Consider the following 13840-nt stretch of genomic DNA (forward strand, 5'->3'; position numbering starts at 1 on the left):
CGCCCCTCGCCGTGGCGATGATACACGCTCGGCCGGGCCGATCCCAGGCGTCGTCGGGCCGCGCCGGCGTCAGTCGGCCCGCGTCTCCTCCCGCCTCCGCCATTCGTCGAAGTTGATGCCGGGGTCGGAGATCAGCCAGTACGCGTAGTCCGAGCGCTGTTCGGGAGGTTTGGCCAGGAAGCCGGCCCACCATTCATCCCAGGTGCCGGCGAACCCCCGGGTTTCCCAGACCATGAGAGCTTCGACGACGTTGCGAGCGTGGTCGACGCCGCGTTCGTCGGCCCGACCTTCGCGAGGCCTCGCGGCGGCGAGGCCCTCGAACAGCCGCTTGGCTTCGAGCGGATCCTCGAAGTGTTGATAGACCCGCATCTGGCTGCGTGACGGCAGCGTATGGATCGGATGACCGAAACCGCAGCCGAATCCCATCCGCCCGCCGAGCAGGTTCATTACCCGCTCGCATGGCCATCGTGCCCAGGCGTGCGCGTGCGACGGTTCGACGTGCTCCGCGTACCATCGGCTGCATTCGGTCGGGTGGTAGGCGGATCGGGTGAAGTAGGAGAGCTTCGAATCCACCCGGTTCAGGCGACAGATGACGCAACTATGGCCGAGTTCGCTTCGAACCGGGAGATTCAACGCCGCCAGCAGCGCGAGGAAGCCCGCGACCGACCAACCGCCGATCTTCGACCATGTCGGCATCGCGGCCTCCCGGCCCCGAGTGGGGCGGTCGACGCGGAGGAAACGCATCACGGGGGCCCCCGCCGGCCGCGCCCCCAGGGACGTGGCGACAGGATGCCCCCCGACGGTATTTTCCAGGTCGCGTCGGCCCGCGTCAAACGCCGGGCGGATCAGCCGCGGGCCCGACGGCGGCCGTACAGCCCGGCGGCGGCCAGGCCGATCAGCGACAGCGCGATCGACGACGGCTCCGGAACGGCCGAGACCGCCACGTTGTCGATGGCCCAGAACTCGTCGCCCACGCCCTGGAGGTTCAGGCCCTGGAACGTCAGCGTCTCGGTCGCGCCCGACGCGATGAAGGTCAGGTAGGGATTGCCCGCCCCGTGGCCGAAATAATAGATGGAGTAATTTTCGAAGATGGTGTTGGGGGAGAAATAGTCGACGTCCGCGCCGGTCCTGCCGGGATAGGCGGCGGCGTACGCGGGGCCGCCGAGCGGGGTCGCGTCGGAATAGCTCTGCAGCAAGAGCGGGTCGCCGGGGGCCGGGCTGTGGCCGAAGGTCGCGTCGACCAGGGGGGTGGCCCCGGCCGTCAGCCTGAAGACGTCGGGGCCGCCCCAGCCCGGGTAGTTGCCGTCCCAGGTCGCCCCGATGAACAGGTCGAACCGGACCTCGTAGGCCCGCCCGGCCGTCAGCCCGGACAGGCTCAGCGTGGCGGTGTCGTTGCCGAACCGGCCGAGGAACGTCGACAGCGGCGTCGCGGGGTTGCCGGTGGACGGCAGGGCGAACGTCTCGGTCCTGTCGAACCCGTTCGTGTTGGTCTCGAAGTCGTTGCTATAGACGACCCCCGCCGCGCGGGCCGCCCCGCCGGCCATCACGACACCCATCAACAAAATCGCCGGACCACGAATCATGACGTCCTTGAGGCGCATATCCAAGGTCTCCTGTCAATGTTGACGGAGCCTGGCCCCGCGCGACCGCCGGGACCGCGAATCCGCCCGCCGAGTGCCGGGTGTGGAATATACATGAATCCTTGTGGTCAATGTTGAACGTTGAGTATTTGCAACGCCGCGCCGCCCGGACGTCACAAGAAGGGCGACGGTGTCTCTCCGGATCACCCTCCGCGGGTGCCGCCGGCTCCGGAGGTGGGGCGATGGGCGCGCGACGACGCCGGGGCCGAACCGCGAACTTGGCGGATCGGCCCCGGCGGGGGGCTTGGTCGCGAGAGTATCGGGGCCGCTCGGATCAGCCGCGGGCGCGGCGGCGGCCGTAGAGGCCGGCGGCGGCCAGGCCGATCAGCGACAGCGCGATCGACGACGGCTCGGGGACGGCGGTGACCGACACGTTGTCGATGGCCCAGAACTCGTCGCTCGAGCTCTGGAGGCTCAGCCCCGAGAACGTCAGCGTCTCGGTCGCGCCGTTCGCGATGAAGGTCAGGATGGGATTGCCCGCGCCGTGGCCGAAATAGTAGATGGAGTAATTGTCGCGCAGGGTGCTGGAGAAATAATTGACGTCCGCGCCCGTCCGCCCGTAAAACGCGGCGGTGTACGGATCGCCGTTGACCGGGGTCTCGTCCGAGTAGCTCTGCCGCAGGGGCTGCACGCCGTTGATCTCGCTCGTCGCGTAGCCGAACGACGCGTCGACCAGGGTGTTGCTCCCGGCCGTCAGCCTGAAGACGTCGGGGCCGGCGCTGTTGCCGAAGGAGCCGTCCCAGGTCGCCCCGAGGAACAGGTCGAAACGGACCGCGTACATCTGCCCGGCCGTCAGCCCGGTCAGGCCCAGCGTGACGTTGCCGGTGCCGAACCGTCCGAGGTATCGCGACGTCGGCGCCGTGGGGTCGGCCGTGGTCGGGAGGGTCGTCCGGCTCGAGCTGCTGAAGCCCGCGGTGTTGGTCTGGAAATCGTTGCTATAGACGACGGCGCCCGCGCGGGCCGACCCGCCGGCCATCGCGACACCCATCAACAAAAGCGCCGAACCACGAATCACGACGTCCTTGAAACGCATTCTATTGTCCTCTATTGCCATTGACGGGGACCGGATCCGCGCGACTGTCGGAGCCGCGACCCCCGCCGCCATTGAGCGAGCGTGCAAGATACATGAATTCTCGATGCTGACCGTGGATGATGCATAAATGCGACATCGCGCGCCCCGGACGCCACGGCAAGGCGGGCCGGAGGTGGCCCAGCGGATACCTTGGGCCTATCCATCCATCGTTAGGTCGTGGCAATCGTGGGCGGGCCGGGTTAGGATCGGCGTGATCGAGAACCTTGACGCCGACCTCTCCCCGGATGCGAGCGATGCCAACCCTGGCCGCGGACGAGCTTGATCGGCTGGCCCTCCCTCCCACGGGGGCCGCGCGGGCGGTGTTCGTCGGCGACGGCCCCGGCGTCGTGCTCGCGGCGCTGGAGGAGCGGGCCACGGCCGAGAACTTCCGGGTCGTGTCGATCCGGTACGATCGCCTGCCGCGGCTGACCTCGCTGATCGACGACGTGCTGGGGAGGCTCGCCGAGCTGGCCCTGGCGACGTGGCCGGACTGGCCCGACGACGACGGGGCGGCCTCGGCCTGGCGGAAGTCGGCCGCGGCGCTCTGCGAGCGGGGTCGGCCCCCCCTGCCCCGCGGCTGGACGGCCTCGGATTCCGCGCGACGCCTGGCGCGGGCGATCGACGCCGCGCCGCTGGCCGTGGCCCTGGCCGCCGACGACGCCGCGCCGCCCTCCGGCGCGCTCCTGGGCCTGGCGAGGGCCGCGGAGTGGCTCGCCCGCGAGGCCCCGGCGCGGGTGCTGGTCGTGGCCCCCGACTCGCTGGCGGGCTCGGCCGAGCTGGACGCCGTCGCCTTCGACGCGACCTATGTTCGAACGGCGGCGCCCGCGAAGGCCGAGGAGCCCCCGGCCCCGCGCCCGGGCGCCCGGATCTCGCCGCTGATCGGCCGGCCGAACCCGATGAGCGGCGGCGAGAAGCTGCTGGCCGAGCGCCTGGGGCGCGACGCCGACCTCGCCGGGCTGTTCCGATACAACGTCCGCGTCGAGACCGCGAGGAGGACGCGTCCGCTCGTCGACCTCGTCTGGGAGGAGGGGAAGGTGGTCGTCGAGGTCGACGGCTACTACTTCCACCGCGACGAGCGGGCCTTCTCCGGCGACCGCAACCGCGACTACGAATTGACGATCAGCGGCTACCTGGTGCTCCGCCTGCCCGAGGACGAGGTCGTCGCCGACGTCGGCCTCGCCGTCGAGAAGATCCGCGACGTGGTCGCGGTGCGACGGGCCGCCCCCCCGCGATGAGGACGCGACGATGACGACCATCACGCTCACCCCGTCCGAGACCCTGGCCCTCTGGCGACTCGCGGTCGACGGCGGCGAGGCCTGGAGCAAGGACGTCAGGCCGGAACTCAAGCGCGATTCCCGCGACCGCCTGGCCGCCGCCGGGCTGATCGAGGCATCCAAGCGCAGGAATCCGGAGGGTAGAGGCGCGCCGATCCACCTGACGCTGGCCGACGCCGGCTGGGCCTGGATCGCGGCGAACCTGGACGCCGACCTGACCTCGCGCTCCCCCGCCGCCGCCGGGATCCTCGCCCGCCTCCTCCGCGCCCTGAAGCGCTACATGGACCGCGCCGACGTCCCGCTCGCCGACCTCCTCGCCCCCGCCCCCAGGTCGGCCCCCGCGCCGGCCGCCGCCGCCGACTCCGCCCCCTCGTCCGACGGCGACATCGCCGCCCGCGTCGCCTCCGCCTACTTCGCCATCTCCGGCGGCCAGCCCAACGTCCGCGTCCGCCTCGCCGACCTCCGCCGCCGCCTTGAGGACGTCCCCCGCGAGGCGCTCGACCGCGAGCTCATGGACATCCAGGTCCGGGGCGAGGCGGCGCTTTATCGCCTGAACGATCCCCGCGAGATCAACGACGAGGATCGAGAGGCGGTCTTCCGCACCCCCACGGGCGAGGAGCGGTACATCATCTACATGGGAGGTCGCGGGTCGTGAACGAACTCGAGGCGCTGCGGAAAGCCGACTTCGACTGGATCCATGGGCTCGACGACGTCTGGACCGAGCCGGCGTCCGATGTTGCCGATCTCCACGCCGAGATCCGGTCGGAGTTCGCCCGGAAGCTCGACGACATGGAGCGATCCAGGGGGGGGCGGTCTCCCCTGGGCTGGGTCGTTGTGGGCGACGGAGGCACGGGGAAGACACACCTCCTCGGTGCGTTTCGGCGCGAGGCCGCGCGCCGGAAGCACCCTTTCATCATGGTCGACCTGACCGACGCGCGGAACTTCTGGGCGAACGTCCTGCAAGGCTATGTCCACTCCCTCCAGCAGGAGATCCGGGGCGACACGCCGCAGTATCGGTGGATCCTCGGCAACATCATCGAGAGGTTCGGCCCGAGCAAGCCGGTGGCCGACGTCCTCAGGATGCTCGCCGAGCGCAAGAGCACCGACCTGCTGGGCGACATCAACAAGATACTCGCGGCCATGAAGAAGGCGTGGCCGGACAAGACGATGAAGTATCAGAACGTCATCCGATCCATCATCTGCATGAACTCGGACGACTTCTCGACGTCGAACCAGGGCCAGACCTGGCTCCAGGGTCAGGCGCTGGAGCCGGAGGAGAAGAGGGTCTACGGATTCACCACGGAGAAGGAGACGCCGAAATCGATCGTCGAGGCTCTCTCCTGGTTCCTGAGCCTCAGCGGGCCCGCCGTCCTGGCCTTCGACCAGCTCGACCCGATCGTCGCCGAATTGAACTCCAAGCGGCAGGGCGGCCCCTTGGCGGAAGAGACGGCCACGGCCGAGGGGATCATCGCCGAGATCGGCGGCGGCCTCGGCGCGCTCCGCGACGTCACGACCTCGACGCTCACGATCATCTCCTGCTACGAACCGACCTGGAGGATCCTCGGCTGCAATTTCCTGCGGTCGTCCCTCGATCGGTTCGAGGAGCCTCGTCGGTTGAACGTCCTGAGGACGCCCCAGATCGCCGGTGCCATGGCGGCCGGGCGGCTCGTCCCCGCATTTGGCTCGGCGGGCATCCCCCATCCGTTCCCGACCTATCCCTTCCGGCCCGATGCCTTCCAGTCGCTGGTGACCAACAGCCCTCGCGAATTGTTGATGGCTTGCGATCGGCATGTGAAAAGATGCATCAAGTCGGGCAGGATCGCGGTCCTCGAGGACTTCGGAACCCCCGCCGGACCTGAAGAGGCGCCGACTTCGGCTCAGCCGGCGTTGGATCGGCTGGACCGCGAGTTCGCATCGCTCCGCGGCCAGGCGGATCCGGCGTGGATCCTGGATGAAGAGCACGACGATGACCGGCTGGCGCCGCTGCTGCGGTCGGGGCTGGCCTGCCTGGCTCATGAATCGGGCGAGTCGGACGACGTGGACGCCACCGTCGACGCGCGGTTCACCGGGGGGGCGAAGACGGCGCCGCTGCACGCCCGGTTGCGGCGGATCTTCCGCAAGGAGAACGATCGCGAGGACCATTATTGCGTCCGCGGCATCCAGCACTCGAACGCCAAGGCCTATCAGAATCGCCTGACCGCAGCGCTGACGACCTCGGGCATCGACCGTCGCCTGAAGTTCCGGCGGCTGGCGATCGTGCGGTCGATCCCCGCCCCGGGCGGGGCGAAGACGGCCGAGCTGACGACGCAATTCGAGTCGCTCGGCGGCGTCTTCGTGGAACCGGCCGCGGACGACCTGCGCGCGCTGCATGCCCTGAACGTGCTGCGCGGTCGCAACGACCCCGACTTCCTCCCCTGGCTCCGCGCCCGGAGGCCCGCGTCCGGCCTGCCGCTGATCCGCGGGATCGTCGGGCCGGATTTCACGGCCGCCGCCCCCACGTCCACGCCGGAGCCGAAGGCCCCACCCTCCCCCGTCCCGACGCCCTCGACGAATGGGAACATGCTCGTCACGCCGCCCCCGCCCGCGCCCCCGGAGGCGGGGGTCGAGCCCGTCGTCCCGCTCGGCCGTCGGTTGACGGGCGGGACGGCGCATGGGCCGGTGACACTGCCGGTCCGGTTCTTGAAGAGGCATACGTTGGTGATGGCGGGGGCCGGGTCGGGCAAGACGATGTTCCTGCGGCGGCTGGTGGAGGAGGCCGCGCTGGTGGGGGTGCCGTCGATCGTGGTCGATTGCGCCAACGACCTGGCGACGCTGGGCGATCGCTGGGAGTCGCCGCCGGACAGGTGGGGGGACGGCGACGCGGAGAAGGCCGATCGCTACCACGTCCCGGGCCGCGTCGTCGTCTGGACCCCCAACCGCGCCGAGGGCAACCCGCTCTGGTTCGAGCCGTTGCCGGACCTCGCCGCGCTGGTCGGCGACCGCGAGGAACTGGATGCCGCGGTCGACGCCGCCTGCGAGGCCCTCGCCCCGATCGTCGTGAAGTCGAAGGGGCAGGCCGCGGACATGAAGCGCGCGATCCTCTCGGGGACGCTCCGCTACATGGCCTCGCGCGGCGGCCGGGGGATGGACGACCTGATCGAGGTCCTGGGCGACCTCCCCCCGGAGGCGAGTCTGGGGGTGACGAAGGCGGCGAAGTACGCCGAGGATATGGCCAACCTCCTACGCGCGGCGCGCGAGATCGATCCGCTGCTGAGGTCGCGCGGCACGCCGTTCGACCCCGCCCTGCTATTCGGCCCGTCGTCGCCCGACCTTCCGGCGCGGGTGTCGGTGATCAGCCTGGTCGGCCTGGGGTCGCTGGACGCGCAACGGGCGTTCCTGAACCAGCTCGCGATGACGCTGTTCTCCTGGATCAAGAAGAACCCCGACCCCGGCGGCCGGCCGCTGCGGGGCCTCCTGGTGATCGACGAGGCCAAGGACTTCATCCCCTCCCAGCAGGCCTCGACATGCCGCGAGAGCCTCCTGCGCCTCGGCGCGCAGGCGAGGAAGTACCACCTGGGCCTGGTCTTCGCCACCCAGAACCCCAAGGACGTCGACCACCGGCTGGCGAGCAACTGCTCCACGCACGTCTACGGCAAGATGAACTCCCCCAGCGCCATCGAGACGGTGAAGAACATGATCCGCCTGAAAGGGGGATCGGGCGAGGACGTCGCCAGGCTCCGGACCGGCCAATTCTACTTCCACAACGCCGACGCCGGCATGGGTGCCCCGATCCGCGTCGAGGCCGCGTATAGCCTCTCCCAGCATCCCGCCAACCCCCTCGACGAGCCCGGCGTGATCGCCCGCGCGGGGGCCTTCCGGCCGGGGTGATCGGGGCTCGCGGCTTTTTCTTTCGAAAGTCGCCCGGATTCCTGAAATCCCCCGCCCCGCTCCGGTGACCATGCCAGTGATCGTATCGTTCTTTGACAAGTCGCGAGGATCGAGGAAGCCGATCGAAGGCCGGTCGGATTGGGAGGAGACCCCCCAACACGCGTGACCCGTGGCGTCCGCGCGCTTGCTCATCGAGCGTGAAACGCGCGTCCCCTCTCCCGCCGGGAGAGGGTGGCCCGAAGGGCCGGGTGAGGGCCGCTGGATTTCGGGGATCGCGCCGGTGCATGGTCCACGCGGCCGGCGAGATTCTCGAAGCGCGCCGGCCCTCACCCGCCGCTGGCGCGGCGGGCCCTCCCTGACGGGAGAGGTGACGTCTTTCCGCCTCCCAGTTTCAGTCCGGGGCGGATAACCACATCGATTTCGACGAACGAAGCCAAGACTGTTCGGCTTAAAACGTTAATCACGAATGAGATGTGTCATATGTTCCGGCCGAGGCGCGCGCGAACGAAGCCAACTCGGGGGTTGTCGCTCGGCGACGTCATCGCCGGGAATCATCGGTGGGATGGGAGGGAATCTGTCAAGGATAGGGGTTCGTCCGCCGATGGTGATTGGGACAGGCTTGGGCGCGGATTTGCCGATGGAGTCGGTCGGAAGGGTCGCGACGTCGGCCCGACGGGGTTCGCGCCCGGGGACGCTGGGAGCCGAGAGGGCGAGGAAGTCATGTCGCACGAAGAACTTGCGGGCGGCCACGCCCGCAAAGCCAAGCGTCGCAAGGTCGAGTTCCTGACGTCCCTGGAAGACCTGGAGGGTCGGCTCCTGCTGTCGACGGCCCGGGCGTTCCGGCCCAGGCAGGCGGTCCCGCTGGTCCGCCAGCAGGGCCCGGGGATGGCGGAACGCTTCGAGGCGCAGGCCCAGCGCCGCGCCGCCATGATGGCCGCCCGCCAGGAGCAGGCCGCCGCGCGGCTCGCCTCCATGGGCGCCATGCGCATGCGCGGCGGGTTCCGGGTGAACATCAACCCCGTCATCAACGTCACCCCGACCTTCAACGTCGGCGGCCCGGCCTCCCACTCCAACAGCAACCCGACCGTCACCGTCCCGGCGGCCAACCCGCCGGCCGCGCAGGCGCCCCCGCAGTCGACCGCGCCGACGACGCCGCCCCAGGCGTCGACGCCCCCCGCCGCGGCCAACCCCACGCCCGCCAACCCGGCGACGCCGAACCAGCCCGCCACCCCGGCCCAGCCGACGAAGCCGACCCAACCCGGCCGGCCCAACAACCCCGGCCAGTGGACCGACATCACCCGCCCCGGCGGCCCCACCCCCCAGACGCCGAAGCCCGGCGCGCCGACGAAGCCCACGACGCCGACCACGCCGTCGAAGCCCACGACGCCGACCCCGACCACGCCTTCGAAGCCGACCACGCCGGCCGAGCCTTCGAAGCCCACGACGCCGGCCGAGCCGACGAAGCCCACGACGCCGTCGAAGCCCGCCCCGACGTTCCCGGACGGGACCGTGCTGCGGGACGAGCAGACGGGCGAGCTGGGGTATTACAGCCAGGGCAAGCGCGGGCTGATCTCGCCGCCGGTCGCCGAGAAGATGGGGCTGACGGTCGAGAAGACCAAGGCCGTGTCGACCGACGACTTCCAGGCCGTGCCGAAGGGGCCGGACTACTACCCCGAGGGGATCTTCGTCCGCAGCGACCAGACGGGGGAGATCAGCCGGTTCTCCGCCGGCAAGTTCCACGTCGTCTCGACTCCCGTGTCGACGTACCTGGGGATCGGCGTGGACGCCGTGGCCACCATCCCGGCGGCGCAGTACGGCAACACCCCCAAGGGAGACGACTACTTCCCCGAGAACCTGCTGATCCAGAACCAGCGGACCGGCGAGATCAACATCTATCAGGCGGGCGAAAGGCACTGGATCTCCGTGCCGGTCGCCGCCCGGATGAAGCTCCAGCCGAGCCAGATCGTCGTCATCAGCCCGTCCCAGTTCGACGGCGTGGCCCGGGGGAAGGACTACTTCCCGGAGGGGGTCTACCTCCAGGACCAGGAATCGGGCGAGATGGCCCGCTATGAGGGGAGCAAGCTCCGCGTCGTGTCGTCGCCGGTCGCCGCCCGGCTCGGCATCTCGGCGGAGGACCTGATCGCCGTCTCCTCGGCGCAGTACAAGGCCGTCGAGAAGGGGGCCGACTACTTCGTGGACGGGATGTTCCTGAAGAACAACCAGACCGGCGAGCTGGCCCACTACGCCGGCGGCCAGCGGCACTGGGTGTCGTCGCCCGTCGCCGCCGAGATCAACCTGGTCGACGCCATGATCACGATCATCGGCGCCGACCAGTTCAACGCCATCCCCCGCGGCGGCGACTACGCCCCGCCCCCGCCGGTCACCGGCGGCCCGACCCCGCCCGCCCAGGCGTGATCGACCGGAGCGAGCCCCGGCGGGCGGACCTCAGCGAAGGCCGAGGACCGCCCGCCGCAGGAGCCTGGACTTCGCGATCAACGGCTCCACGAGGATCGGCATCCCGACCCCCGCCGCGACCCCGACGACGAAGATGATCGGGTGGTAATCGATCCCGGCCCGGTACAGCGCGATCCGCGAGCCCGCCGTGAAGAAGACGTGGAGCAGGTAGGCGGTGTAGGCGTGGGCGCCCACGAAGGCCAGCGCCGGGACGACCGGGAAGTAGCGGAACAGCAGCAGGTTCCCCGTCAGCCCCACGAGCGCGGGGACCATCCAGGCCCGGATCTCGGAGACCGACAGCCAGGAGAACCACGCCGCCTGCTGGGCGGCGATCCCGACCGCCAGGCACGCGGCGGCGAAGGCCAGCGTCGCCGGGTGGAACAGCTTCTCGGGGAATCGCTTGACCCCGCAGCCCAGGAGGAAGAACGGCAGCAGCCAGACCGCCCCGTTCAGCGAGAACACGTGCGGCACGGGGATCGGCAGGCGATACAACGCCAGCGAGAACAGCAGGGCCGCCGCCCACCGGGGGAACGTCCGGAGCCCCCCCACGCAGTCCAGCGCCCCGACCACCAGGAAGATCGCGAAGATCGACTGGAGGAACCAGAACTGGTCGATCCCGTAGAGGTAGGCCGCCGGCAGGTCGGACAGCGAGGGCCGCATGTTCACGCCAGGCGTCGCCATCCTCATCAGGAACTGGGCCGTCAGCACCGTCGCGAACGGCAGGAGGATCCGCCGCGCCTTGCCGACGACGAAGCGGCCCGCCGCGTCCCGCGACGCCGGCGCCAGCGAGTACACGAACCCCGAGATCGCCGTGAACAGCGGCATCCGCAGGTAGGACAGCGAGAAGTAGAAGTAGCGGTAGCCCGAGTCGTCGGCCACCTTCATCCCCGACTCGGGCGAGTCCCCGATCACGTGCCCCGCGACCATCAGGATCAGCGCCAGGCCCCTGAGGCTCTCGATCCTCATGTCCTTGGGACGCGCCGGCCGGCTCGCCGCCTTCGCGGCGGTCGAGGGGCGAGGATCGGCGACGGGGGTGACATCCATACGGACGAATCTCCACATCAAGGTGCGTTGGGGCCGCGCGGCGATTCGAGGGAGGTTAGCGAATCCGGCCGAAACAAGTCAACACGTCCGAAGCGTAGGCCCATCCTCAACGGCGCGAGAGCCCGTGGCGGATCCGCAGGAGGAGGCGGTCGACCGGGTCCAGGCGGGCGACCTCGTCGAGGCGGGCGCGGACTCCGGGGACGTCGTCGGTGATGATGTCGGCCACGCCGTCGTCCACCAGCGGGCCGACGCGGTCGATGTCGTTGACGGTCCAGGCGTGGACCTCCTTGCCGCGCGACCGGGCGCGGTCGACGAACGAGCCGACGGCCAGCCGCGCCTCCATCATCAGGAAGTCCACGTCCAGCCGGGTCGGGTCGCCGATCACCGCGCCGGAGATGAAGCCGATCTCCAGCCCGGGCGCCAGCCGGCGGACCTCGGCCAGCCCCTTGAACGACTGGCCGCAGACGCGCGCCCGGCCCGTCGCCCCGGCCTCCCGGATCGCCGCGACCGTCCGCCCCGCCAGCGCCACGGCCCCGGCGTCGTCCTTCGCCTTCAACTCCACGTTCAGGCCGATCCGCAGCCCCCCGGCGAGCGCCAGGAACTCCTCCAGCGTGGCGATCCGCTCGCCGGCGAACTCGGGACCGGACGGCGCGCCGAGGTCCACCTCGCGCAGTTGTTCGAGGGTCGACCCGGCGACCCTGAGCGGCGACCCGGCCACGCGCAGGAGGTCGTCGTCGTGGAACACGACGAGCCGGCCGTCGGCCGTGAGTTGCACGTCGATCTCGGCCCAGTCGGCCCCGTCGGCGGCGGCGACCCGCAGTGCGGCGAGCGTGTTCTCCGGCCCTCGGAAGGCCCCGGCGCGGTGGGCCGTGACCTCGACGTGCTCGGCGACGCGGGCGTCGGAGATGATGCCGCGGACGGCCAGCGCCGCCAGCGCGACCGACCCGACGGAGATCAGCACGGCCGCCGTGGTCCACCACCGGGCCCTCGGCTCGGGGACGGCGTCCTCGCGGATCGCGCCGCCGGCCCGCTTGTACGCCACCATGACCAGCGCCGCGAAGGCCGCCGCCGACGCCGCCGAGAACGCCGCCAGCGCCGCGGCGTCGAGCGCCAGCAGCGCGGCCGTCGCCGCCACGGCGACCCGGGGCCGATGGCCCACCTGGTCGAGGTCGAGGATGTAGGCGTTGATCGCCCCCAGCGCCCAGGTCAGCGCGGACGACGCCGCCAGGAAGGCCAGCCCCGCCCCGACGACCGGCGCGGCCAGTCGGAGCAGCCGGCCCCGGGCCCGCTCCTCGCTGACGCGCAGGGCCGTGAAGGGGTTGCGGACCCCCTCGAACAGCACCGCCGGGACCGCGAACAGCCACCGCAGGTACATCCGCCCGGCGTCGATCCCGTAGAGGACCGCCAGCGCCCCGACGGCCGCCGCCCCTTGCCAGAACTCGGCCGGCCGGTCGACCACCAGCCGGTTCAGGTCGTGCGGCCCCCAGAGCTTGATGTAGGCGACCGACCCGATCGCCAGGTACGGCGCGGCGCGGAGGAGGTAGCGGACGGCCTGGAGGAGGTCGACCTTCAGGAGCGTCGGCAGCCGCTTGACGACGTCGAAGGCGTGCCAGACGCCGGGGCCCTCGCCGGCCAGCACGCCCATCACGCCGGCCAGCCGGAGGTGGAACGTGGTGAGCTGGATCGCCGCCAGGACCGCGAGCCCGGCGATCCCCTGGGGGGACAGGAAGAAGGCGGCGATCTCGAAGTTGCCGACCGAGCAACGCCCCCACGACTCGAGCGCCAGCCGCAGCACCCCGGCCGCCGCCGGCGCCAGCGCCGCGGCCTCCAGCAGCGAGAACGCCGCGGAGAACGTCAGCAGCGGCCCCCACCGCCGCCGGATCCGCCCGAGCATCCTCCGGGTGACGTCGTCATCGATCGGCTCGCTCACGGCGACCTTCATCGCGTCGCTCATGGGGGAATACCTCGTCCACAGCCCAGATCCGCTTCAACAGGGATACCGGCGCGGGGGTCGCGGCCTCGGACCCCGCGGCTCGGATCGTCGCGCTGCCACCGCCGAGTAGGTACCGCAGCGAGGAAGGCCCCTGGACGTCTTCCGGCGCCAGGCGCCACGTCACCCATTCTCCCGTCTCGCGGCGGGCGAGGATCCCATACCAGTCGCCTGAGACCCACTGGACGTTGCCCCTCCGTTCGCCGGTCGGGGAATTCCAGGACCACTCTCCGCCCATCGGAACGTCGGTGAATACGAAGAGCTTGGCGTGATACACGTTCAAAGGGTAAGGCTCGACGCCCTCGCCTCGGAGGACGACGATACGGTCCAGGTCGTCTGGAACTTCCATCACGCGGAGTTCGACCCAGTCGTGCGGGCTGACGCACTCGCGGATCGGGATCAGGACCGCGATCGCGACGGCGGCGAGGAGCAAGCGCTGGATCCAGCGACGGCGGGTCATCGGCGTGGGCTCCTCGCGTGGTGGGGCGGCCGGCCTCCC

At 70.7% G+C, this 13840-nt stretch carries 10 protein-coding genes; 4 read left to right on the forward strand and 6 right to left on the reverse strand.

Annotation, left to right across the window (positions count from 1 at the left end; translation table 11 throughout):
• Positions 1-69: 69 nt before the first annotated feature.
• From WG209_RS15665 to WG209_RS15675, 3 genes are all read right to left on the reverse strand, one after another.
• Complete coding sequence (locus WG209_RS15665; protein ID WP_337176004.1) at positions 70-696, reverse strand: hypothetical protein; 627 nt, start codon at positions 694-696, stop codon at positions 70-72.
• Between the two features lie 149 nt (positions 697-845).
• Entirely contained in the window at positions 846-1556 is a 711-nt protein-coding gene (locus WG209_RS15670) for a PEP-CTERM sorting domain-containing protein (RefSeq protein ID WP_337176005.1), read from the reverse strand.
• Positions 1557-1914: 358 nt separating this feature from the next.
• Positions 1915-2673 carry a PEP-CTERM sorting domain-containing protein gene (locus WG209_RS15675; protein ID WP_337176006.1) on the reverse strand — a complete coding sequence of 253 codons (759 nt, stop codon included), beginning with the start codon at positions 2671-2673 and terminating at the stop codon, positions 1915-1917.
• A gap of 293 nt (positions 2674-2966) precedes the next feature.
• Here WG209_RS15675 and WG209_RS15680 point away from each other — a divergent pair, with 293 nt between their 5' ends.
• From WG209_RS15680 to WG209_RS15695, 4 genes are all read left to right on the forward strand, one after another.
• Positions 2967-3947, forward strand: coding sequence for a DUF559 domain-containing protein (locus tag WG209_RS15680; RefSeq protein ID WP_337176007.1), 981 nt, complete (start codon positions 2967-2969; stop codon positions 3945-3947).
• 10 nt (positions 3948-3957) lie between these two features.
• A complete protein-coding gene (locus tag WG209_RS15685; RefSeq protein WP_337176008.1) occupies positions 3958-4641 on the forward strand; it encodes a hypothetical protein in 684 nt (227 codons plus the stop codon).
• The gene (locus WG209_RS15690; protein WP_337176009.1) at positions 4638-7853 is read left to right on the forward strand and encodes a DUF87 domain-containing protein; all 3216 of its coding nucleotides are present in this window, start codon (positions 4638-4640) and stop codon (positions 7851-7853) included. The genes WG209_RS15685 and WG209_RS15690 overlap by 4 nt, the downstream gene beginning before the upstream one ends.
• 720 nt (positions 7854-8573) lie before the next feature.
• Complete coding sequence (locus WG209_RS15695; protein ID WP_337176010.1) at positions 8574-10268, forward strand: hypothetical protein; 1695 nt, start codon at positions 8574-8576, stop codon at positions 10266-10268.
• 30 nt (positions 10269-10298) lie between these two features.
• On the opposite strand, the gene WG209_RS15700 is transcribed toward WG209_RS15695, so the two are convergent.
• The 3 genes from WG209_RS15700 to WG209_RS15710 all read right to left on the reverse strand — a co-directional run bounded on the left by WG209_RS15700 (position 10299) and on the right by WG209_RS15710 (position 13774).
• Positions 10299-11351: an acyltransferase gene (locus WG209_RS15700; RefSeq protein ID WP_337176011.1), complete on the reverse strand. Its 1053-nt coding sequence runs from the start codon at positions 11349-11351 to the stop codon at positions 10299-10301.
• A 106-nt stretch (positions 11352-11457) separates the two neighbouring features.
• On the reverse strand, positions 11458-13305 hold the full coding sequence (locus tag WG209_RS15705) for a glycerophosphodiester phosphodiesterase family protein (protein WP_337176012.1): 1848 nt from the start codon (positions 13303-13305) through the stop codon (positions 11458-11460).
• The gene (locus WG209_RS15710) at positions 13262-13774 is read right to left on the reverse strand and encodes a hypothetical protein (protein ID WP_337176013.1); all 513 of its coding nucleotides are present in this window, start codon (positions 13772-13774) and stop codon (positions 13262-13264) included. The genes WG209_RS15705 and WG209_RS15710 overlap by 44 nt, the downstream gene beginning before the upstream one ends.
• Positions 13775-13840 lie beyond the last annotated feature (66 nt).

The organism is Paludisphaera sp., from assembly GCF_037189885.1.
Classification (GTDB): Bacteria; Planctomycetota; Planctomycetia; order Isosphaerales; family Isosphaeraceae; genus Paludisphaera.

What these genes read in the sequence shown, in the direction of transcription:
- WG209_RS15665 (WP_337176004.1), bottom strand. Translation starts at nt 696, where the DNA reads ATGCCGACATGGTCGAAGATCGGCGGTTGGTCGGTCGCGGGCTTCCTC.
- WG209_RS15670 (WP_337176005.1), bottom strand. Translation starts at nt 1,556, where the DNA reads ATGGGTGTCGTGATGGCCGGCGGGGCGGCCCGCGCGGCGGGGGTCGTC.
- WG209_RS15675 (WP_337176006.1), bottom strand. Translation starts at nt 2,673, where the DNA reads ATGCGTTTCAAGGACGTCGTGATTCGTGGTTCGGCGCTTTTGTTGATG.
- WG209_RS15680 (WP_337176007.1), top strand. Translation starts at nt 2,967, where the DNA reads ATGCCAACCCTGGCCGCGGACGAGCTTGATCGGCTGGCCCTCCCTCCC.
- WG209_RS15685 (WP_337176008.1), top strand. Translation starts at nt 3,958, where the DNA reads ATGACGACCATCACGCTCACCCCGTCCGAGACCCTGGCCCTCTGGCGA.
- WG209_RS15695 (WP_337176010.1), top strand. Translation starts at nt 8,574, where the DNA reads ATGTCGCACGAAGAACTTGCGGGCGGCCACGCCCGCAAAGCCAAGCGT.
- WG209_RS15700 (WP_337176011.1), bottom strand. Translation starts at nt 11,351, where the DNA reads ATGGATGTCACCCCCGTCGCCGATCCTCGCCCCTCGACCGCCGCGAAG.
- WG209_RS15705 (WP_337176012.1), bottom strand. Translation starts at nt 13,305, where the DNA reads ATGAGCGACGCGATGAAGGTCGCCGTGAGCGAGCCGATCGATGACGAC.